At 66.9% G+C, this 19,380-nt stretch carries 23 protein-coding genes and 3 pseudogenes; 14 read left to right on the top strand and 12 right to left on the bottom strand.

Going from position 1 to position 19,380, the window contains the following annotated elements; translation table 11 throughout:
* Nucleotides 1-59: 59 nt before the first annotated feature.
* From FND50_RS38010 to FND50_RS34550, 6 genes and pseudogenes are all read right to left on the bottom strand, one after another.
* Nucleotides 60-113, bottom strand: a pseudogene (locus FND50_RS38010) (hypothetical protein); the annotation flags it as partial.
* A 226-nt stretch (nucleotides 114-339) separates the two neighbouring features.
* Nucleotides 340-942: an RraA family protein gene (locus FND50_RS34530; protein WP_120660163.1), complete on the bottom strand. Its 603-nt coding sequence runs from the start codon at nucleotides 940-942 to the stop codon at nucleotides 340-342.
* On the bottom strand, nucleotides 939-1,592 hold the full coding sequence (locus FND50_RS34535) for an RraA family protein (RefSeq protein ID WP_144288734.1): 654 nt from the start codon (nucleotides 1,590-1,592) through the stop codon (nucleotides 939-941). The genes FND50_RS34530 and FND50_RS34535 overlap by 4 nt, the downstream gene beginning before the upstream one ends.
* A 205-nt stretch (nucleotides 1,593-1,797) precedes the next feature.
* Nucleotides 1,798-3,273 carry an aldehyde dehydrogenase gene (locus FND50_RS34540; protein WP_144289255.1) on the bottom strand — a complete coding sequence of 492 codons (1,476 nt, stop codon included), beginning with the start codon at nucleotides 3,271-3,273 and terminating at the stop codon, nucleotides 1,798-1,800.
* Nucleotides 3,274-3,305: 32 nt separating this feature from the next.
* Complete coding sequence (locus FND50_RS34545; protein WP_133985646.1) at nucleotides 3,306-3,920, bottom strand: thiamine pyrophosphate-dependent enzyme; 615 nt, start codon at nucleotides 3,918-3,920, stop codon at nucleotides 3,306-3,308.
* A complete protein-coding gene (locus FND50_RS34550; protein WP_144288735.1) occupies nucleotides 3,917-4,450 on the bottom strand; it encodes a thiamine pyrophosphate-binding protein in 534 nt (177 codons plus the stop codon). Before FND50_RS34550 ends, FND50_RS34545 begins: the two co-directional genes overlap by 4 nt.
* A gap of 296 nt (nucleotides 4,451-4,746) precedes the next feature.
* Between FND50_RS34550 and FND50_RS34555 the strand changes: the two genes are divergently transcribed.
* Complete coding sequence (locus tag FND50_RS34555; protein ID WP_005567996.1) at nucleotides 4,747-4,995, top strand: hypothetical protein; 249 nt, start codon at nucleotides 4,747-4,749, stop codon at nucleotides 4,993-4,995.
* Between the two features lie 117 nt (nucleotides 4,996-5,112).
* Nucleotides 5,113-5,670 (top strand): hypothetical protein, encoded by a 558-nt coding sequence (locus FND50_RS34560; RefSeq protein WP_144288736.1) that lies wholly within the window; start codon nucleotides 5,113-5,115, stop codon nucleotides 5,668-5,670.
* Nucleotides 5,671-5,710: 40 nt separating this feature from the next.
* Here the strand turns inward: FND50_RS34560 and FND50_RS34565 are convergent.
* Nucleotides 5,711-6,017: pseudogene (locus FND50_RS34565) on the bottom strand (WhiB family transcriptional regulator).
* Between the two features lie 220 nt (nucleotides 6,018-6,237).
* Here FND50_RS34565 and FND50_RS34570 point away from each other — a divergent pair.
* Nucleotides 6,238-7,704, top strand: coding sequence for a CYTH and CHAD domain-containing protein (locus tag FND50_RS34570; RefSeq protein ID WP_144288737.1), 1,467 nt, complete (start codon nucleotides 6,238-6,240; stop codon nucleotides 7,702-7,704).
* Between the two features lie 9 nt (nucleotides 7,705-7,713).
* On the opposite strand, the gene FND50_RS34575 is transcribed toward FND50_RS34570, so the two are convergent.
* Together FND50_RS34575 and FND50_RS34580 are read right to left on the bottom strand one after the other, a co-directional pair.
* A complete protein-coding gene (locus FND50_RS34575) occupies nucleotides 7,714-8,181 on the bottom strand; it encodes a histidine phosphatase family protein (RefSeq protein ID WP_144288738.1) in 468 nt (155 codons plus the stop codon).
* A gap of 122 nt (nucleotides 8,182-8,303) precedes the next feature.
* A complete protein-coding gene (locus tag FND50_RS34580; RefSeq protein WP_186301200.1) occupies nucleotides 8,304-9,581 on the bottom strand; it encodes an APC family permease in 1,278 nt (425 codons plus the stop codon).
* 323 nt (nucleotides 9,582-9,904) lie between these two features.
* Here FND50_RS34580 and FND50_RS34585 point away from each other — a divergent pair, with 323 nt between their 5' ends.
* From FND50_RS34585 to FND50_RS34625, 9 genes are all read left to right on the top strand, one after another.
* Entirely contained in the window at nucleotides 9,905-10,231 is a 327-nt protein-coding gene (locus tag FND50_RS34585) for a hypothetical protein (protein WP_005567965.1), read from the top strand.
* Nucleotides 10,232-10,306: 75 nt separating this feature from the next.
* Complete coding sequence (locus FND50_RS34590) at nucleotides 10,307-10,699, top strand: helix-turn-helix transcriptional regulator (RefSeq protein WP_144288740.1); 393 nt, start codon at nucleotides 10,307-10,309, stop codon at nucleotides 10,697-10,699.
* Nucleotides 10,696-11,811: an ACR3 family arsenite efflux transporter gene (gene arsB, locus FND50_RS34595; RefSeq protein WP_144288741.1), complete on the top strand. Its 1,116-nt coding sequence runs from the start codon at nucleotides 10,696-10,698 to the stop codon at nucleotides 11,809-11,811. Before FND50_RS34590 ends, arsB begins: the two co-directional genes overlap by 4 nt.
* On the top strand, nucleotides 11,811-12,491 hold the full coding sequence (locus FND50_RS34600; RefSeq protein ID WP_397493043.1) for a three-helix bundle dimerization domain-containing protein: 681 nt from the start codon (nucleotides 11,811-11,813) through the stop codon (nucleotides 12,489-12,491). The genes arsB and FND50_RS34600 overlap by 1 nt, the downstream gene beginning before the upstream one ends.
* 56 nt (nucleotides 12,492-12,547) lie before the next feature.
* Nucleotides 12,548-12,958, top strand: a complete 411-nt coding sequence (locus tag FND50_RS34605; RefSeq protein WP_144288743.1) for an arsenate reductase ArsC — start codon at nucleotides 12,548-12,550, stop codon at nucleotides 12,956-12,958.
* Between the two features lie 17 nt (nucleotides 12,959-12,975).
* Nucleotides 12,976-13,395: a low molecular weight phosphatase family protein gene (locus FND50_RS34610; RefSeq protein WP_144288744.1), complete on the top strand. Its 420-nt coding sequence runs from the start codon at nucleotides 12,976-12,978 to the stop codon at nucleotides 13,393-13,395.
* Nucleotides 13,396-13,415: 20 nt separating this feature from the next.
* On the top strand, nucleotides 13,416-13,835 hold the full coding sequence (arsD, locus tag FND50_RS34615) for an arsenite efflux transporter metallochaperone ArsD (RefSeq protein ID WP_144288745.1): 420 nt from the start codon (nucleotides 13,416-13,418) through the stop codon (nucleotides 13,833-13,835).
* Nucleotides 13,836-13,850: 15 nt separating this feature from the next.
* Nucleotides 13,851-15,620 (top strand): arsenical pump-driving ATPase, encoded by a 1,770-nt coding sequence (arsA, locus tag FND50_RS34620; RefSeq protein ID WP_144288746.1) that lies wholly within the window; start codon nucleotides 13,851-13,853, stop codon nucleotides 15,618-15,620.
* Between the two features lie 529 nt (nucleotides 15,621-16,149).
* On the top strand, nucleotides 16,150-16,659 hold the full coding sequence (locus FND50_RS34625) for an FHA domain-containing protein (protein WP_260850830.1): 510 nt from the start codon (nucleotides 16,150-16,152) through the stop codon (nucleotides 16,657-16,659).
* A 110-nt stretch (nucleotides 16,660-16,769) separates the two neighbouring features.
* On the opposite strand, the gene FND50_RS34630 is transcribed toward FND50_RS34625, so the two are convergent.
* From FND50_RS34630 to FND50_RS34640, 3 genes and pseudogenes are all read right to left on the bottom strand, one after another.
* Complete coding sequence (locus tag FND50_RS34630) at nucleotides 16,770-17,306, bottom strand: universal stress protein (RefSeq protein WP_005257435.1); 537 nt, start codon at nucleotides 17,304-17,306, stop codon at nucleotides 16,770-16,772.
* Between the two features lie 13 nt (nucleotides 17,307-17,319).
* A pseudogene (locus tag FND50_RS34635) lies at nucleotides 17,320-17,651 on the bottom strand (fluoride efflux transporter FluC).
* A gap of 186 nt (nucleotides 17,652-17,837) precedes the next feature.
* The gene (locus FND50_RS34640) at nucleotides 17,838-18,185 is read right to left on the bottom strand and encodes a hypothetical protein (RefSeq protein WP_144288747.1); all 348 of its coding nucleotides are present in this window, start codon (nucleotides 18,183-18,185) and stop codon (nucleotides 17,838-17,840) included.
* A 159-nt stretch (nucleotides 18,186-18,344) separates the two neighbouring features.
* Between FND50_RS34640 and FND50_RS34645 the strand changes: the two genes are divergently transcribed.
* Together FND50_RS34645 and FND50_RS34650 are read left to right on the top strand one after the other, a co-directional pair.
* Nucleotides 18,345-18,707 (top strand): DUF202 domain-containing protein, encoded by a 363-nt coding sequence (locus FND50_RS34645; RefSeq protein ID WP_260850831.1) that lies wholly within the window; start codon nucleotides 18,345-18,347, stop codon nucleotides 18,705-18,707.
* Between the two features lie 59 nt (nucleotides 18,708-18,766).
* Nucleotides 18,767-19,102, top strand: coding sequence for a helix-turn-helix transcriptional regulator (locus FND50_RS34650; RefSeq protein ID WP_144288749.1), 336 nt, complete (start codon nucleotides 18,767-18,769; stop codon nucleotides 19,100-19,102).
* The last annotated feature ends 278 nt before the right edge of the window (nucleotides 19,103-19,380 follow it).

The following is a 19,380-nucleotide window of genomic DNA, read 5'->3' on the forward strand; positions in this document are numbered from 1 at the left end:
GCGTCGGTAGAACGCCGGTCTGCTTCGGAGGTCCCGCCCCATACTCCATAGCGCTTTCCCACTCCGAAGGCGTGGGCTCGGCAATCGCTTCGTCCTGGGCACCCATCGCAGATCTGTTACGCCGCCTTTCCCGGCGAATCCGTTCCGCTCGCGTCTCCCCCGTCACGGTTGAAGAAGATCTGCGATCCGAGGAACCGGCAGCGTGCGTGCAGTTGCCAATCCCAGAGATCGCTTCGGGGCTGCAACGCTGCGACCAGTCGGAGAGCGAGGACATTGTGCCTATTCCTTCGGCATGATGCGACGGGTGCGGAGTGTGCCGGCGGTCTCCGAGTGGCGCGGCTAGGGGATGGCGGCGAAGTTGTACAGCTCGAGCGTGGTCTTGCCGACGCGCAACTCGTCGAAGATGCGCTTTTCGTCGGCCACTCGCGCGTCCGAGCGTTCGAGAACGTCGGTGACGTGTTCGTGCGGTATCGCCACGACCCCGTCCGCATCTCCGACGACGAGATCACCAGTTGCGATTCGAATTCCACCGACGGTGATCGGCACACCGAGACCACCCCGGTAACCCTTGCGGGTGCCGACGATGGAGATGCCGCGCGAGAAGACGGGAAAGTCGATGCCGGCGAGTTCGACGGTGTCACGGACGCCACCATCGATGATCAACCCCAGCAGCCCACGCTGCTGGGCTGCGACGGCGAGCACCTCACCCCAGTGCCCGTGAAGGGCGCCACCGAGATCGGCGACCAGAACATGCCCCGCCGGGGCAGCGGCGACCGCGCTGTGCAGCGCCAGATTGTCACCGCCCGCACCCTGCACCGTGTACGCCGGACCCGCGACCCGCGCGCCGGTCCACGCGGGCCGGATCGCCGGGTCGAGTGCGATGGTCATCTTGGATGCTTCGTAGATGGTGGCGGTGGCATGACCGCGGGCCTGGTCGCTCATGCCTGCTTCCTCTGCAGCGTGTGGTACGAAAAGCGCTGTCGCGCTTCGCGGAGGGGGCTTCCGTCACGGGCCGCGGCGACGATGTCGGCCTCGACCTGCTCGATCCGTTCGGCGAGGTCGAGCACCTCGTCGACGATTCCGGCGGCGACTGCGACAACGCCGTCGGAGTCGGCGGTGATGTAATCACCCGGGCGGATGGTGACTCCGTCGATCACCACCTCGCCCTGCACCTCGGCAAGCCGGACGCGGTCCTTGCCGGTCCGCATGAACCGTGCCGTACTCCAGATCGGATAGTTCTGTTCGAGGGAAGTGTCGGTGTCCCGGCAGGTCCCGTTGATCACGGTTCCACCGATTCCGCGGGCGGCCGCGATCTGCGTCATGATGCCTCCCCACACCGTGCAGTCGGTGCGGCCCTGGTTGTCGATGATGATCACGGATCCCGGTTCGACGTCGTCGACGAAGTCGCCCACTGTTCCGGGCTCGTCGGTTACCGATTCGTAGCGAACTGTGAACGCCCGCCCCGACACCCGGATGCCGGAGGCGAGCGGGCCGATGCCGTGGAGGGAACCCGGGTGCCCCAGGGCGTCGAGGGCATCGGAGACCGACGCCGTCGGCACGGTTTCGAGTCTCGTCACAGTGGCGTTCGTCATTTCTTTCCTTCACTTCCGGCCAGGCGCGCGTCGCACATGGCATCGGGTAGGGCCATACGACACCGCCTCGTACTCGACCTCCGGAAACGTGCACGCTGTTCGCGTCGGAGCCGGGTGTGACCCGGCAACGAGGCGGCCGGCAGTTTCGTTTCGGCATTGCCTAAAACGGGGGGGTGAGGTAGGTGGCGACGTGCGTGCGTCGCGGTCAGCGCAGGACGAACGGGTTTCCGGTCGGTGCCCCGGTGTTGATCCACACGCTCTTGGTTTCGAGGTACTCGTCGATTGCCTCGGCACCGTTTTCCCGGCCGATACCGGAGTCCTTCACCCCGCCGAACGGCAGCATGAAGCTGACCGCGCGGTAGGTGTTGACCCAGACCGTCCCGGACTCGATCGCCTCAGCCATGCGGAACGCGCGGGGCAGATCGGTGGTCCAGACCCCGGCACCGAGACCGTACTTCGAGTCGTTGGCGATGGTGATCGCCTCGTCTTCGGTGTCGAACGGGATCACCGCCAGCACCGGGCCGAAGACTTCCTCCTGCGCCAACCGGGATTGATTGCGCACCCCGGTGAACACTGTCGGCTGTACGAACCACCCATCGGTTCCGGTATCCGTGGCCACGCCGCCACCGAGAGCGAGTTGTGCGCCCTCGGCGGTGGCGATGTCGATGTACTCGAGGACCTTCTTGTGCTGGTCCCGAGTCGTGATCGGCCCCACCTGGGTGTCGGGGGACATCGGATCGCCGATCCGCGCGGTAGAGGCAAGCGCGACCAGCTTGGCGACGACCTCGTCGTGCACGGAACGCTGCACCAGAAGCCGGCTTCCGGCGATGCAGGTCTGACCGCTCGCGGCGAAAATTCCGGAGACCGCGCCGTTGACCGCGGCGTCGAGATCGGCGTCGGCAAAGACGATGTTCGGCGACTTGCCGCCGAGTTCGAGCGAAACCCGCTTGAGGCCGCGTGCCGCCGCGGCACCGATGTGCCGCCCGGTCGCATCCGAGCCGGTGAAGCCGACCTTGCGCACCAGTGGGTGGTCAACCAGCGGGCCGCCCACGTCCGGCCCGAAGCCGGTGACCACGTTGACCATTCCGACAGGCAGGCCCGCCTGCTCGAGGATACGAACGAATTCGAGTGTGGAGGCGGAGGTGTATTCAGAGGGCTTGACGACCACCGAACAACCAGCGGCCAACGCGGGTGCCAGCTTCCAGGTGAGCAGCAGCAGCGGCGAGTTCCACGGGGTGACGATTCCGACGACCCCGATCGGCTCGCGCCGGGTGTAGGTGAAGTATCCCGGCTTGTCGACGGGAACGACGCGGCCTTCGATCTTGTCGGCGAGACCACCGTAGTACCGGTACCACTGCGCGAGATACCGGCACTGGCCGAGCATTTCGCTGTAGAGCTTGCCGTTGTCGCGGACCTCGATGCGGGCGAGGAGTTCGGCGTTCTCCTCGAGCGCGTCGGCGACGCGCTGCAGGACGCAACCGCGGGCGCTGGGACTCATGGTCGCCCACGGCCCGGTGGTCATGGCACGGTGCGCGGCCGCAACGGCGTCCTCGACGTCCTCGGCCTGCCCGCGCGCGACCTGCGCCCACGGCCGGCCGGAGAAGGGATTGTCGGTCTCGAAGTAGGAATTGTCGGCGGACGGGCGCTGCTGACCGTCGATGTGGAGAAGGTATTTCTGCATCACAATGTTCTCTCTCCCTTCGGTGTCGGCCATCAGAACGTATCGAGGCCGAGTGCGGCGCGGAACTTGTTCTTCACCGCCGTGCCGTCCCGGGGCGGAAGGGCGCGTGGTGGTTCGGTTTGCTCGATGAACACCTGGACGAAGGTCGTACCTTCCCGGGCGGTGACGATCTGTGCGACATGGTCGACGTCGGCGATGTCGCGGACCCGTTCGGTGCGGGCAATGCCGAACGACGACGCGATGCCGGCCAAATCGGCTCCGAGACTTGAATGGCTGCGCTGCATGCCCGTTTCGCCGAAGTGCCCGTTGTCGAGGACGACGATGGTGAGGTTCTTCGGGGCCTTGACCGCGACCGATCCGAGCGCACCGATTCCCATGAGCTGTTCCCCGTCACCGGTGATGACGACCACGGACTCGTCCGGACGAGCGAGCGCGAGGCCCAGGCCGGTGGGTACGGCGGCGCCCATGGCGCCCCACAAATAGAAGTTGCGGTCGCGCTCCCCGGCGGCGAACACGTCATAGGACGGGGAGCCGAGACCGGTGACGACCAGTGCCTCTGGCGCTCGGTCGAGCAGCTTCGCGACGAACTCGCGTCGGTCGAGACGTTCGCCGGCGAGGGTTCCGATGGTCGAGTTGTGTGCGTTCACTTGCGCTCCCACTTCTTGCGTCCGATGAGCCGCTGGCCCAAGAGCACGGCGACGCGCTCACCAGCGAGAAATGCCTGATCGAAGGCGGCGGAGACGACCTCGCCGACCTGATCGGGGTCGTCGACCCGGAAAACTGTGTTGCCCATGAGTTCGAGGGCCTGCTGCGTGGTCGAACCCATGGGGATCTGCCACGGGTTGAACTCGGCGTACTCACCACGCATGGTCACTAGAGCGAGGAACGGAAACTTGCACATCTCCAGCAGGGAGAACATGTTGACGCAGTTACCGACTCCGCTGCTCTGCATGAGCAGGACCGCGCGCTGCCCGCCGAGCCAGGCGCCGCTGACAACGCCGACGCCCTCTTCCTCGGTGGTCAGCACGACGTCTTCGATGCCGGGGTCGGCAATTGCTGCCTGGATCGCGTACGAGTGGCCGGCGTCCGGTACGTACGCGATCTGCTTGACATCTCCTTCACGCAGAACGTCGAAGACGGACTTCTGCCAGCCGGGTGCGCTGACTGTGGAATTCATGGGTGCTCCGATTCATGACGATGGACGCTCCCAAAGATCATGAAACAACATGTTGACGGGGCGGTAATAGAATTCTGTGATACTGGTATCAACGGTTTTGTTTGCGGCGGGCAGACCCACCGAACAGGCCTTGGTCATCGACGTTCGCGACGGCACCACTCCAGCCCAGACGCGTTCCCGGCGTTCGCACAGGGGTGGGCAACACGCAACCCTAGGGTGTCTGTCGAACCGCACGTCCGAACGGCAGTGTTGTTGTGGCCAAGGAATACTCGACCACACACCACCAAGGACTCCGCATGTTTCGCCACACCGCCATTCGCGCCGGCCTGATGTTCGCCGCGGTTGCTTTCTCTGTCACCGGCGCCGCCGGAATCGCGCACGCCATGCCCGCCTCGTCGGGGACCGATGTCGCAGTGGTCTCGCAGTCGGACCGCGATGCCCGCGACCGCGATCGGCGCGACCGTTTCGACGACGACGAGAAGGCGATGCTCTGCGAGGGTCAGGCCGTCGTCGACCGCCCCAGCTGCTCGTCGTTGCCGTACTGATTCGCATCGATCGGGCCCGGCCCTCCGCCGGCGCCGCTGCCGCCTTCAGTGCGGTAGCGGCGCTCGAACCGATACGGCAGGGCGCGTATCGTCTGCTGCAAGGTAACCCCGCACCCAATGGCTTCGCCCATCGGTCCGCCTACTGCGCGGGGTCTGACGATGCGCGAATATGCCTCACCCCAGACGTTCACCGTCTTCGTCGACGACGAGCCTGTCTCCGCAAACTCCGTCTGGCACCCGGGTGACACCGTGAACACCGCCCTCTCGTGGCTCGACGAGCAGCAGCTTCCCGCCGAGCTCCGATCGCTGGCAGAGGAGGTCGAGGTGCGGCCGAACGGTGCCGACCGAGGACTCTTCTACGTCGACAGGTACCCGGGGTTCTCCCCTCAGCCCATACGGTCCGTGAGCGGAGTGGTCGCGACGATCGAGGTCGTCGCGAACCTCGAACTGCACACCGACCACGGCTGGAAACCGTTGCCCGACACCGTGCAGATGTGGGACGTACCCGACACAGGCACCTGGCGCATGCCGAATCGGCAGTACTCGGTACCCGGCACGTCCGGTGACCTTCGGTTCGTCGAACAACACGAGTTCATCGAGCGGTACGGCGTCACCACGCCGACCTTCCGTCGCGATTCCCGATATTTCCGGGTGGCTCTCTACCTGGCCGAGTGAGAGCTATCCTCCCGGTTCGTCGGGTTGGCTCGATCATTCCTCACCCGACAGGTGGAGGGTTCGTGAAGCGCTCGGACCAGCGGACCCCGGGATACACCATGAGTAGTGCCGGCGCTGACGTTCCGTCATCCCAGCCCAGATGCCGAATTCGATTCGATTGTCGAGTGCGTACACACACCGCATTCCATCAGCACCGGACAGTGCCGGCACAGCGCGACGGCCTTGCGTTGCGCGGCGCCGGTGACGAAAAGCCGATCCGGGTCTCCTTCTCGACACCGAGCCCTCGTTATCCAGTCGAGTCCCGGTGAGGGGTGCGCGAGGTCGTGATGCCTGTTCGGTGTGCACATGCGGAGTCATCCCCCTCTCGAAGACCGAGCACAGTCAGGGCACTGGGAATGCGGGCGACCCGATGGGCCGCGTGAAAGAACTGGTTGCGGACAGATTTTCGCAACGCGCGGCTCCGGCGACGAGGTGCGATCGACAATTGCACCGCTGACAGATCAACTGCACTCCGCGCCGATCGCGCGCCGGAGACCGGGACGGCCGTTGTGGGTGCAGACTGGATCCATGGTGTCGACGCAGCGCGAGCGGGAAGACAAGTACGAGGTGGGGCTCGATTTCGTCCTGCCGGATCTCGAGGACGTAATACCTGCCGGGGGCCGGATCGAGCAGGGCACGGTAAATCTGAACAGCGTCTATTTCGACACGGATGACCGCGATCTGCTCCGTCAGAAGATCACGTTCCGCCGCCGGAGCGGGGATACCGATGTGGGATGGCAATTGAAGGTCCCCGCCGACAAAGCCCGCACCGAGATTCGGATGCCTCCGGGCGAGAGTGACGCGGTTCCCGACGAGTTGGCGACCATGATTGCGGGTGTCGCACTGGGCAAACCCGTGCACCCGGTCGCGACCCTGAAAACCGTGCGACGCACGCAGCGACTCCTCGACCGGGACGACGGTCTGCTGGCGGAAGTGGCCGACGACAGCGTGCGCGGTGCCGTCGCCGGCGATCGCGCAGTCCTGAGCGAGTGGCGGGAGGTGGAGGTCGAACTCGGCGACGCCGGGGACGAGAAACTGCTCGGGAAGATCGGTAAACGCCTCACCCGCCGGGGAGCGCAGCCGTCGCGGTATCCGTCGAAACTCAGCCGGGTGCTCAGCGCCGCGCACCTCGCGGTCGACGGCGGCGACACGCCCCGGACGACAGTGGAAGCGGTGCTCGTCGACTACCTGGATGCCCAGGTCCAGGCGATCGTGGCCGGCGACGTGTGGTTGCGTCGTGGACTGGACCCGGTCCATCCCACCCGCGTGGGAATCCGGCGTTTCCGCAGCACGCTGCGGGTATTCGGGCGTCTGTTCGATCAGACCGCGCGGGCAGAACTCGACGCGGAACTGTCGTGGTACGCCGGACTGCTGGGGGAGGTGCGGGATCGGCAGGTGCAACGCGCACGCTTCGCGGACGCCCTCGCGGCCCTGCCTTCCGAACTGGTGATGGGCCCGGTCGCCGCGCGCATCGAGAACGATCTGCTCGCCGAGCAACTCCGTCGAAGAAAAGAGGTGATGGATGCGCTCGACGGTGACCGCTACCGTGCGTTGCTGACCACCCTGGCGCAGTGGCGCATTACTCCACCGCTGACTGCCGAGGCCGGCGACGATCCCCGCGTGATCGCCAAGTTGGTGCGGAAAGCCGAACGCAAAGCGCTCACACGAGTCGCCACCGCGGCTACCGACGACGACGATGCCGCCCTGCACCGCGCGCGGAAAGCCGCCAAACGGGCCCGCTACGCCGCCGAACTGGCCGCACCGATTTTGGGGAGAAAGTCGGCAAAAAAGAAGGCGGCACGGTTCAAGAAGATGCAGACGGTCCTCGGCGAGCACCAGGACAGCGTCGTCGCCGCGGAGACGCTCCGGACGCTCGGTGCCCGCGCCGGCACGACACCGGGCGAGAACGGTTTCACGTTCGGCCTGTTGTACGGCCTGGAACTGCAGAATGCGCGGCAGGCACGAGAGGACGCCGCCCGGCTCGCGTCGGCCTAGAAGTCGAGGTCAGCCGGTCGGAATCGGCGCGAGGTACCGCAGCGCCGGAGGCGGACCTGCACCGCAGTCGACGAACCACACGCCCCCTTTCGCGGTCGCGCCCGAGGGAGGGAGGCCCGGTATTCCGCGCGACTGCGCGAACTCGGCCAGCGCGTTGAGGATCTCCCCGTGGGTGCAGAAAACCGCCCGGTCGGCGTCGGGTCTGTGTAGCGCGGCGAACAGTTCGTCGGGGGGTGCGTCCGGTGCCAGCAGCGGTTCGTCGTGGATGGGCAGACCGCGCGCCTGCGCGAGCGGCAGCAGGGTCTGGCGACAACGGGTAGCGGGACTGGAGAGCAGTGTCTCGATCTCGATGCCGCTCAGCGCCGCGACGAGACCGTGGGCCTGCTCGTGCCCGAGCGGGCTCAGCGGACGCTCGACGTCGGGGCCGTGCCACTGTTTCTTATCGCCCGCATGGGAATGCCGGACCAGGACGAACATTCTCACCTTCTCCCGGCGCTGGGATGGTCGTTGAAGACTCCCACGCGAGACGCCTGCCCGAGGCGAATTGCCGTCCGAAGATTGTCGAAATGCTGTGCGGGTTCGCAGTACATTCGCGACAGTCAGGCCCGGCGGGACGAACGGATCCCGTAGATCGCGGCCCCGACTCCGAGGACGATCACGCCCGAGATCACCGAGGCCAGGGGGAGGAACGCGGCGAGAACGACACATCCGACGGCGCCGACGACGGCCACCAGCCGCGACCACGGTTTCGCAGACAGGGTCCAGGCCGATGCGTTGGCGATCAGGTAGTAGACCAGCACCGCGAACGAGGAGAACCCGATGACGCCGCGCAGATCCGCGGTCGCGGCGAGGAGGGCCACCACCACACCGACGGCCAACTCGGCCCGATAGGGCACCGCGAACCGGGGGTGGACGGCGTCGAGCAGACGTGGCAGATGGCCGTCCCGTGCCATTGCGAACGTGGTCCGTGACACCCCGAGGATCAGGGCGAGCAGTGAGCCCAGCGCCGCGACCACCGCAGCCACCCGGACCACCGGCTCGAGGCCGCCGAACCCCACAGCGGCAACGGCCTGCGCGAGTGGATCCGTCGCGGCAGCGAGTGCGTCGGCGCCGAGAGCCTGCAGGACGGCGACCGCGACGCACAGGTACACGACGAGCGTGATCGCCAGAGCGATGGGGATCGCCCGGGAGATGGTCCGGGCCGGGTCCTTCACCTCCTCGCCGAGCGTGGCGATCCGGGCGTACCCGGCGAACGCGAAGAACAGCAGGCCGGCGGCCTGCAGGACTCCGGCCACGCCGTGACCCGAGGTGATCGCGAGGCCGTCGAATCCGGTGTCGGAACCGGTCAGGCACACGACGACGACCACGGCGAGGACGGCGAGCACCACGAATACGATGACCCGGGTGACCAGCGCGGACTTCTGCACACCCAGGTAGTTCACCGCGGTGATGGCGGCGACGGCGACGACCGCGACGAGATGCTCGCGGCCGGGCCAGGCGTAGGCGCCGACGGTCAGGGCCATCGCGGCACACGAGGCGGTCTTGCCGACCACGAAACCCCAGCCCGCCAGATATCCGAAGAACGGTCCCAGGCGTTCGCGGCCGTAGACGTAGGTGCCACCGGATTGCGGGTACAACGCCGCGAGCCGGGCCGAGGAGTGGGCATTGCAGTACGCGATCACAGCGGCCACGGCCAACCCGACGAGCAGGGCACCTCCGGCGGCGGAGGCGGCCGGCCCCAGCGCGGCGAAGATCCCCGCCCCGATCATCGACCCGAGGCCGATCATCACCGAGTCGAACACCCCCAACCGGCGGCGCAACTGTGGCGTCGCGGTCGGGTGCGCGTCGTTGCCTTCCGAAATCTCGTCACCGGTCATGCGTGGCAGTTTCCCCTCGGGCGTACGGATGTCGGGCACTCCAACGCTAGCGGTCGTCCGGAACTCCCACGTGAACCCCTCGGGGTCACGTGGTTTCGGTGCGGCGGCACGCACGCGGTCACAACCAGGGCTTCGTCGGCCACGGCGAGCGGCCGCGGACGTCGCGGTGGAAACACCGATAAGCCGCTCGAAGGGGTGATTTCCGCCAACGGCTCGGACCATAATTGTTTCATCTGGAAAACGGATACACCGAAATCATGTGTAACCCGAGAATCATCGACCGGTGAGAAGCCGGGCGACAATCGAATCAAAGGTGACATCAGATGAACACGTTCGCATTGCGCACGGCGATTACATCGGCTGCAATCGCCGCCTTTTTTGCGCTCGGTTCGGGCGTCGCAACGGCGGCACCGGCATTTCATGGAGACCCGAACACCCCCGGCACACAGCTTCACGTCCACAACGACCACCCCATGGACAACAACAGCTACCAGTGCGGGGCGATCGGCGTCGGCGGCGCGGGAGTCGGATCGAATCCCCCCGGAGGCAGCGGGCAACTCAACGGCGTCTTCTTCGGCAGCGGCCCCGTCCAGGGTGGTTGCATCGGAAATGACGGGTCGGTGCACTTCCCGTCCGGACGTGCCGAGTAGTACACGCTCGGCCTGATCCGCGCCCCGGCCGTCCTACGCGTTGCACCCTGATTCGATATATGTCAATATCGACGTATGTCGAATCAGGAACCGTCGGACGGTGGCGCGTGCTGCTCGCCGCTGGTACGTGAACCCTTGACCGAGGACTGGGCCGGGGATCTGGCCCGGATGTTCAAGGCGCTCGGCGATCCGGTACGCCTGCGCCTGCTGAGCCTGATCGCCAGCCACGCCGGTGGTGAGGCCTGCGTGTGCGACATCTCCGAGTCGTTCGACCTGTCGCAGCCGACGATCTCACATCATCTGAAGGTTCTCCGCGCCGCCGGACTGCTGGACTGCGAGCGTCGCGGCACCTGGGTGTACTACTGGGTGATCCCGTCGGCACTGCAGCAACTGTCTGCTGTGCTGCTGACCGAGAGCGGACCGGTCGTCCCGTCCGAGACCTGCACCTCCACGGAGGTTCCGGCATGAGCGGGGTCTCGACCACCGAACACCCCGCCGTCGTCGGCAAACTTTCCACCCTGGACCGGTTCCTGCCGGTGTGGATCGGCGTCGCCATGGTCGCCGGACTGCTCCTCGGCCGGATGATTCCCGGGCTCGGGGACGCCCTGTCCGCGGTGGAGATCGACGGCATCTCGCTGCCGATCGCCCTCGGCCTGCTGATCATGATGTACCCGGTGCTCGCCAAGGTCCGCTACGACCGACTCCACACCGTCACCGGCGACCGCAAACTGCTCATCGGATCACTGGTGCTGAACTGGGTGCTCGGACCCGCCCTGATGTTCGCCCTGGCCTGGCTGCTGCTGCCGGATCTGCCGGAGTACCGCACCGGCCTGATCATCGTCGGCCTGGCCCGCTGCATCGCCATGGTCATCATCTGGAACGACCTCGCCTGCGGTGACCGTGAGGCCGCCGCCGTGCTGGTCGCGATCAACTCGGTGTTCCAGGTGATCATGTTCGCCGTGCTCGGCTGGTTCTACCTGTCCGTGCTGCCCGGCTGGCTCGGCCTCGAGCAGACCACCATCCACACCTCGCCGTGGCAGATCGCGAAGTCGGTGCTCATCTTCCTGGGCATCCCCCTGCTCGCCGGCTACCTCACCCGCCGCTTCGGCGAAAAAGCCAGAGGCCGCACCTGGTACGAAACCAAGTTCATCCCGAAGATCGGGCCGTGGGCGCTGTACGGCCTGCTGTTCACCATCGTCATCCTCTTCGCCCTCCAGGGCGAACAGATCACCTCCCAGCCGTGGGACGTCGTCCGGATCGCGATCCCGCTTCTCGCCTATTTCGCGATCATGTGGGGCGGCGGCTACGCCCTCGGCGCGGCCATGGGCCTCGGGTATGAACGCACCACCACCCTGGCGTTCACCGCCGCGGGCAACAACTTCGAACTCGCCATCGCCGTGGCCATCGCCACCTACGGCGCCACTTCCGGGCAGGCCCTGGCCGGTGTCGTCGGACCGCTGATCGAGGTCCCCGTTCTCGTCGGGCTCGTCTACGTGTCCCTGGCGCTGCGCAACCGGTTCTCGCATTCCGCTGGTTCCACCGACGCCCCCGCATCCGCATCCGTGACGAAGGAGTCCTGATGTCCGATCCGCTCGATGAGGAACTGCGCTCCCAGATCCACCGGGCGCAACCGGAACTGCTGATGCCCCAAGCCGTGCTCTCCCGCACTGCGGAGGCCCTGGCCGCCAAATACACCGGGGTGTTCTCCCCACAGACGGTGGAGCGGTATGTCTTCGAGTCCTATACCGCGCTGCGCCGGACCGCGAAGGTCCACACCCACCTGACCACCTTGGCGGGGCGGTTCGCCGCCGACCGGCTCACCGCCCTGGCCCAATCGCAAGGCGCGGCACCGAAGGACGTGCCCGAGGTGCTGTTCGTCTGCGTCCACAACGCCGGCCGCTCCCAGATGGCCGCCGCTCTCCTCGATCACTACGCGCAGGGGCAGGTGCACGTCCGCTCCGCCGGATCCGCCCCAATCCACGCGATCAACCCCACCGTGACTCTGGCGATGACCGAGATCGGCCTGGACCTGGGCGCCGAGTACCCCAAGCCGCTGACCGACGACGTCGCCGCCGCCGCCGACGTGGTGGTCTCGATGGGCTGCGGCGACGCGTGCGCGATCTACCCCGGCAAGCGGTACCTCGACTGGGCCCTCGACGACCCCGAAGGCCAACCCCTCGAGACAGTGCGGGTGATCCGCGACGACCTCGACACCCGGGTTCGCCAGCTGCTGCGCGAGCTCACCACCGTCCCCGCCTGACCGAACCGGTCGGGCCCCACCGACTTCCGTTCCCGTTCCACCGAAAGGACTTCTTCATGTCCACCACCCCGAGCGTGTTGTTCGTCTGCGTCCACAACGCCGGCCGCTCCCAGATGGCCGCCGGATTCCTCTCCCACCTCGCCGGTGACCGGATCGAGGTCCGCTCCGCCGGATCCGCCCCGGCCGCAACCATCAACTCCGCCGCCGTCGAGGCCATGGCCGAGATCGGCATCGACATCTCCGCCCAGTCCCCGAAGATCCTCACCCCGGACGCCGTGCAGACCTCCGACGTGGTGATCACCATGGGCTGCGGCGACGCCTGCCCCGTCTTCCCCGGGGTCAGCTACCGCGACTGGGCGCTCGAGGACCCGGCCGGCAAGGGCGTCGACGCGGTCCGTCCGATCCGCGACGAAATCCGGAGCCGAGTCGAGGCGCTGATCGCCGAACTCGTCCCCGCCACCGCCTGAGAGACGGAGACGAGACGATGAGCAGGCCCTCCGTGTTGTTCGTGTGCGTGAAGAACGGCGGCAAGTCGCAGATGGCCGCCGGACTGATGCGCAAGGCCGCCGGTGACGCGGTCGAGGTGTATTCGGCCGGCACCAAACCCGGCAACAGCGTGAACGCACTTTCGGCGGAGTCGCTGCTCGAGGTCGGAGTGGACATCACCGGGGAGACCCCGAAGCTGATCGACCCGCAGCTGGTCCGCGATGTCGATGTGGTCGTCACCCTCGGCCGCGACGCCCACGTCGACCCGGTGGACGGCACCCGGTTCGAGAACTGGGACACCATTGAGCCGTCCGAGCGCGGCATCGACGGGATCGAGCGGATGCGGCTGGTCCGCGACGACATCGCCGCCCGCGTGAATCAGCTCGCCGCCCAACTCCGCACCACCCACCAGTCCTGAGATCGGCCGAGGAGAACACCATGAGCACCATCGAAATTTTCGAACCCGCCCTGTGCTGCAACACCGGCGTCTGCGGCGACGACGTCGACCAGGGTTTGGTCACCTTCTCCGCCGACATGGACTGGGTCCGCGCCCAGGGCGGGGACATCGCCCGGTTCAACCTGGCCAGCGAACCGCTCGCCTTCGCCGAGCGCGAACCCGTCAAGGCGTTCCTCCAGGTCTCGGGATCCGAAGGACTGCCCCTGGTGCTCGTCGACGGTGTCACCGCGCAGACCGGCCGCTACCCCGACCGCACCCAGCTCGCCAAGTGGGCCGGCATCAGCACCGACACCCCGGACGCAGGCGCACCGGCCGGCATCACCATGCTCGGGCTCACCGACACCACCGACGCCGGATCCTGCTGCTCCCCCACCGACACCGGCAGCACCAGCTGCTGCTGAAAGGCATTGCCCGCAATGAAGTTTCTCGACACCCCGCCCCGCTTCCTGTTCTTCACCGGTAAGGGCGGGGTCGGGAAGACCTCGATCGCCTGCGCCGCAGCCATCACGCTTGCCCGCGCGGGCAAGCGGGTGCTGCTGGTGAGCACCGACCCGGCCTCCAACGTCGGGCAGGTCTTCGGACTGACCATCGGCAACACCGTCACCGACGTCGCCGCCGTGCGCGGGCTCTCGGCGCTCGAGATCGACCCCGAGCAGGCCGCCGACGCCTACCGCGAACGCATCATCGGACCGGTGCGGGGTTTGTTGCCGGAGAAGGAACTGGCGTCGATCACCGAGCAGCTGTCGGGGTCGTGCACCACCGAGATCGCCTCGTTCAACGAGTTCACCACCCTGCTCACCGACCACCACACCGTCACCGACTTCGACCACGTACTCTTCGACACCGCCCCCACCGGGCACACCATCCGGCTGCTGCAGCTGCCCGGGTCGTGGACCGACTTCCTCAGCGCCGGCAAGGGCGACGCCTCCTGCCTGGGCCCGATGTCCGGGCTCGAGAAGCAGCGCACCATCTACGCCGACGCCGTCGCCGCCCTCGCCGATCCTCAGCGCACCCGCCTAGTCCTGGTCACCCGCGCCCAGAGCGCCCCGCTCGCCGAGATCGCCCGCACCCACACCGAACTCGCCGACATCGGGCTCACCCACCAGCACGTCGTCGTCAACGGTGTCCTCCCCACCCCCGAGGACTGCGACCAACTCGCCGCCGCGATCCGTCACCGCGAACAGGCCGCCCTCGATGCTCTTCCCCGCGAACTGCGCACCTTGCCGCTCGACGAGATCGAACTCAAGGCCACCAACATGGTCGGCATCAGCGCACTCGAGAGCCTGTTCACCCCGCACCCTGCCACGACCCCCCAGGCCCTCGCCGAGGATGCGGCACCGTTCCCGGATGCGCCGCTGTCCGCGCTGGTCGACGAACTCGCCGACGCCGATCACGGGCTGATCATGTGCATGGGCAAGGGCGGGGTCGGCAAGACCACCCTCGCCGCCGCGATCGCCGTCGCCCTCGCCCAGCGTGGCCACCAGGTGCACCTGACCACCACCGACCCGGCCGCGCATCTGACCGACACCCTCGCCGGGAACCTCGACAGCCTGCAGGTGTCGCGGATCGACCCCGCCGTCGCCACCGCGCAGTACCGGGACCGGGTGCTGGCCACCAAGGGTGCAGCACTGGACGAACAAGGTCGGGCCACCCTCGCCGAGGACCTGGCCTCGCCGTGCACCGAGGAAGTCGCTGTCTTCCAGGCCTTCTCCCGGGTCATCCACGAATCACGGCGGAAGTTCGTCGTCGTCGACACCGCCCCCACCGGGCACACCCTGCTGCTCCTCGATGCCACCGGCTCGTATCACCGGGAGATCGCCCGGCAGATGGGCGACAGCACAAACTTCACCACCCCGCTGATGCGGCTGCAGAACCCGGAAGAGACGAAGGTCCTGCTCGTCACGCTCGCCGAAACCACCCCGCGCCTCGAAGCCGAAGGGTTGCAGGCCGACCTGCAACGCGCCGGGATCGAGCCGTGGGCCTGGGTGGTCAACAACTCCCTCGCCGCAGCAAACCCGACATCGGAACTGCTGCAACAAAGGTCGGTCACCGAGCGGGACGAGATCGACACCATCACTCGGACACACAGCCGGTATGCGATCGTTCCGATGTTGCCGGCCGAACCAATCGGAACAGGAGCTCTTGCCGCGCTCGCTGGAGCCGAGAACACGGTCACCGCCAGCTAAAGCGGCCCCCGGTTTCCCGGTTCCATTGTCGAGCACGATGGGTCAATGCTTCCCGGAGACGGGCCGCTCGGCGGCTCATATCCACGATTATCGACAGTTGCAACCTCCGCACGGAGGCCATCCGCGAGATGCTCATCCTGCTACGCGGACGAGCGCTGCACCCAGGTCGATTTACAACACCTTCCGCGGCCACGCCGGCATCCTTCGCGGAACCTTCGGGCGTGACATCGAATTGCTTCATCCGGAGGTCGACCGTTTACGACTGCGCGAGACGTCCTATCCCGCGTGGAAGCAAACAACGTGTGCAGTTCGCGACAGGCAAGGCCACAGGACGATCCCATCGCCCCGTCCCTGCTGCTCCCCGTCCCCATGCTCGGGTGGCCTCTCCGACGCTTTGCCGGCGCACCGACATGATGAGATGTTCGGGCGCGAGGACGGGGGGTGCCACGGGAATGTCTGATCACCTAGCACGGTTGATCGATATATACCCATGGGGGTATACAAAACGATCTTGATCGAGGTGACGATGATGAAGCCGACCGACGTCCTGCCGCGTACGTGTCTTCCGAACGGTCGGGGTGGCGGCGCCCCGCAGTTGGTCGTGACCCGGGGCCCTGGGCCGGCGAAGGGTGCATCTCTTGCCGTCGACCGCGACGTCATCACGCTCGGCAGCCATCCGAGGTCGGAAATCGTGCTCGGCCACGGAACCGTCTCGCGCCGACATGCCGAAATCCGCCGGGACGATGCCCAGTTCATCCTGTGCGATGCCGGCTCTCTCAACGGAACTTATCTGAACCGGCAGCCCGTCGATTGCGCCGGACTGGTGGACGGCGACGAGGTTCAGATCGGAGTCTTTCGCATGCTCTTTCGACTACCCGCCGCGTCGTCGATGCGTCGGCCGACCGTGACGGCGACGCCGGAGATCGCGGGCACCGAGCGCCGGGCCGTGGTGCCCGCCGCTGATCATGAGGACCGCTGCAACGGTCAGCGGACTGATCAGGGCGCCGATCTGGTCGTGGGCCGTCCGCGAGCAGGCTGAGCGTACCGAACGCGACCACGAACCGTCACGCACCCATCGACGGCAGCGCTTGCGAGGTCGGGCGTTCCCCCGGCGGTGCGGAGGTCCCCCGGCGGCGGGGTCGTGCGGTGTCACCCCTGCTCCTTGCGGGGGGCGGGGACCAACAGGACGGGTCGGCGGGCGTGGTGGACGAGTTTCGAGGACACCGATTCGCCGAGAAACCGCTCGAACAGGGACATTGCGCCGCCCCGGGACGTGCCGATGATGATCATCAGGGCATCGTTCGCTTCGGCGATCGTGGTCAACAGTTGCGCGGGATTCCCTTCCCGCGAGTAGTAGGCCCAGTTGCCGGGCAGCGCGGCCAGCATGGTGCAGGCCTCGCGGCGTTCTTGTTCGACGGCGTCGGCGAAGCGCTGTTCCCAGTCGTCCCGGTCGGGTTCGACGGGCATGTCGTCGATGTCGACGATGTGCGCGACGTGCAGAAAAGCATTGAGTCGGCCCGCGAGGTCCATCGCGTGGGTCAGGGCGGCGTGGCTGGCCGGGTGCCGGTCGAAGCCGACCACCAGATGGCACACCACCGGAGTGGAGGTCGCGGGACCGTCGACACGCAGCGGGGTGCGCCAGTCCCGCAGCGTCTCCCGCGTCGGGTGGTTGTCGTTATTGGTCATGGTCGTCTTCTCCTCACACCCCATCAGCCAGGGCGAGACTGACACTGCCGGCGACGACAGTCACCAGCAGGGCGCCGACCGCGCGACGCCGGGTGGCGTACCGCTGGCGTGGGATCAGCCGCACGGTCTCGAAACTGGCGGTGCTGAAGGTCGTGTACCCGCCGCAGAACCCGACACCCACGATCAGCTGAACTTCCGGCAAGACATCGTGAAAAGAGAACCAACCCGGCTACGAACCCGAGGAGCAGCGCCGGTCACGTTGACGATCGCCGTCGCCCACCGAAACTCCGACGTCCGCCGGTGTTTGATCGCCCCATCCACACCGAATCGGGCGATCGCCCCGATCGCTGCCGACGCACTCGATCCACCACACCATCATCGCGTCGCCCCCTGCGCCGTGACTGAAGGTGCGCGCCGATCGCAATTCCCGCGGTGGTGGCCACCAGACGCAGTCAACCGCGCGCTGCTGGCCAGTCTCAATCCTCGACCGATGTCGGGCAAGGCACAGCCTGCTGGAATGAGGCGTCTGGATCAGTACGACCAGAAGCCTCCCTGCGTCCCTGGTGTGATGCGGGATTGGCCAGTCCCGGCCCGCGCCGTCAGCTCTTCGGCTCGGAGGTGCGCAGGTTCGGCGACGTCGGTGACCCGTCCAAGTCGATCGTCGAGCGCACGGTCGAGCGCATCGAGATAGGCATCGGTGAACGCGAAGCCGAAATCCCCGAGGTGGATCAGGACGTCGGCGTTGGGTTTCGCCGCATGTGCGATGGCCACGAGACCGTATGCCGTGTTGGCGTGCCAGCCCCCCGCGATCGCCACCCGCCCAGTGCTGGTGCACAGAAATCGCCTGGTACCGAGGTTCTCGAGCTGGTGGTGGAGCATCTCAAACCACCTCTCTCGCTGCGTTTTCGGCGGGCGCGCCAGTCGCCGAACGGAGCGCGTGTGCTCGGTCGATGCCAACCATTGCGTTGACACGCAACGCGTGTCGCTCACGCGATCCGCTGTTCGTGCTGTTGCCCGTGAGGTCCGATACCGGGCGTCGTGCCTGGGCGGTCTTCTGGCTGCGGGACCTCTCCGCCGTGGCGCACAACTGATCGTCCACCGGTTTTCGGGGCCGAGCGGACCGCCATGGCATGGCAGCGGACCGCCCTCGGCGTCGGTGGCGTGTCGGCGTTGCTGCTACACCTCGCCGCAGGCAATCTCCCAGTGGCTGTTCCAGGACTCGCCGGCCTGTCGGCCGCGCTGCTGCTACTCGTGCTATCGGAACAGCGGTATATGCGGATCGTGAACAAGGTGGGAGCCGGTGAGCCGCCGCCGGCCCCCGGCCTCGTACGCCTCATCGCAGCCGGTGCCGTCGTCCTCGCGGTGTCCGCCCTTGCGCTGCTGCTCCTCACCGACGCCTGACCGAGCAGGCATCCGGGCCGCACAAATAATCAGCTTCCGAGGCCCGGTTTGGAGGGGTGATGGACCAAGACATCGCGGCACAACTACAAGAACTCCACACCAGGGTCTGCAAAGCCATTGCCGACCCCAAGCGCCTTCTCATCATCAACGAACTTCGCGACCGTGAACTGAGCGTCGGAGAACTTTGCGAGGCAACCGGCATCAGCCAGTCCAACGCCAGCCAGCATCTGACCATCCTGCGTGAGCGCGGCATCGTGACGACGCGCCGCGTCAAGAACAACGTCTTCTACTCGCTACGCAGCCAAGAGATTGTGCAAGCAGTGGACCTGCTCCGAGAGTTCCTGGCCGAGGATCTGGCCGACCACGCAGCATTGGACGGCGCCATCCGCGGCTGACCCCGCGGGACGTCGGGACAAGCGGCCCAGCAGCACCCGCGCCGCGCCGGTGAGATCGGTGCGCGACCAGGCTGCGCCCGTGGATACACGCACACCATCTCCCCCGCCGGCACCTCGGTGAGACCAGGAAGTCACCTCCCCCAGCGGCATCACCCGCACACCCGGTACATGGGCCCGCACGGACCTGTGGCCTTCGCGCACGACCACCACCGGCACGCCGGACGCCCATGCCGGACGCAGGCATTGACTTCTTTGTCGTGGCCACTGGCCGATTGATA

Source organism: Rhodococcus sp. WB9 (assembly GCF_007558985.1).
GTDB classification, from domain to species: Bacteria; Actinomycetota; Actinomycetes; order Mycobacteriales; family Mycobacteriaceae; genus Rhodococcus_F; species Rhodococcus_F opacus.

Coding starts and splice junctions, on each gene's coding strand:
- FND50_RS34610 (WP_144288744.1), top strand. CDS start 12,976: ATGAGCAGGCCCTCCGTGTTGTTCGTGTGCGTGAAGAACGGCGGCAAG.
- FND50_RS34640 (WP_144288747.1), bottom strand. CDS start 18,185: ATGCTCCACCACCAGCTCGAGAACCTCGGTACCAGGCGATTTCTGTGC.
- FND50_RS34600 (WP_397493043.1), top strand. CDS start 11,811: ATGTCCGATCCGCTCGATGAGGAACTGCGCTCCCAGATCCACCGGGCG.
- arsA (WP_144288746.1), top strand. CDS start 13,851: ATGAAGTTTCTCGACACCCCGCCCCGCTTCCTGTTCTTCACCGGTAAG.
- FND50_RS34560 (WP_144288736.1), top strand. CDS start 5,113: ATGGCTTCGCCCATCGGTCCGCCTACTGCGCGGGGTCTGACGATGCGC.
- FND50_RS34580 (WP_186301200.1), bottom strand. CDS start 9,581: ATGACCGGTGACGAGATTTCGGAAGGCAACGACGCGCACCCGACCGCG.
- FND50_RS34590 (WP_144288740.1), top strand. CDS start 10,307: ATGTCGAATCAGGAACCGTCGGACGGTGGCGCGTGCTGCTCGCCGCTG.
- arsD (WP_144288745.1), top strand. CDS start 13,416: ATGAGCACCATCGAAATTTTCGAACCCGCCCTGTGCTGCAACACCGGC.
- arsB (WP_144288741.1), top strand. CDS start 10,696: ATGAGCGGGGTCTCGACCACCGAACACCCCGCCGTCGTCGGCAAACTT.
- FND50_RS34540 (WP_144289255.1), bottom strand. CDS start 3,273: ATGCAGAAATACCTTCTCCACATCGACGGTCAGCAGCGCCCGTCCGCC.
- FND50_RS34555 (WP_005567996.1), top strand. CDS start 4,747: ATGTTTCGCCACACCGCCATTCGCGCCGGCCTGATGTTCGCCGCGGTT.
- FND50_RS34605 (WP_144288743.1), top strand. CDS start 12,548: ATGTCCACCACCCCGAGCGTGTTGTTCGTCTGCGTCCACAACGCCGGC.
- FND50_RS34570 (WP_144288737.1), top strand. CDS start 6,238: ATGGTGTCGACGCAGCGCGAGCGGGAAGACAAGTACGAGGTGGGGCTC.
- FND50_RS34530 (WP_120660163.1), bottom strand. CDS start 942: ATGAGCGACCAGGCCCGCGGTCATGCCACCGCCACCATCTACGAAGCA.
- FND50_RS34630 (WP_005257435.1), bottom strand. CDS start 17,306: ATGACCAATAACGACAACCACCCGACGCGGGAGACGCTGCGGGACTGG.
- FND50_RS34650 (WP_144288749.1), top strand. CDS start 18,767: ATGGACCAAGACATCGCGGCACAACTACAAGAACTCCACACCAGGGTC.
- FND50_RS34585 (WP_005567965.1), top strand. CDS start 9,905: ATGAACACGTTCGCATTGCGCACGGCGATTACATCGGCTGCAATCGCC.
- FND50_RS34625 (WP_260850830.1), top strand. CDS start 16,150: ATGAAGCCGACCGACGTCCTGCCGCGTACGTGTCTTCCGAACGGTCGG.
- FND50_RS34535 (WP_144288734.1), bottom strand. CDS start 1,592: ATGACGAACGCCACTGTGACGAGACTCGAAACCGTGCCGACGGCGTCG.
- FND50_RS34550 (WP_144288735.1), bottom strand. CDS start 4,450: ATGAATTCCACAGTCAGCGCACCCGGCTGGCAGAAGTCCGTCTTCGAC.
- FND50_RS34575 (WP_144288738.1), bottom strand. CDS start 8,181: ATGTTCGTCCTGGTCCGGCATTCCCATGCGGGCGATAAGAAACAGTGG.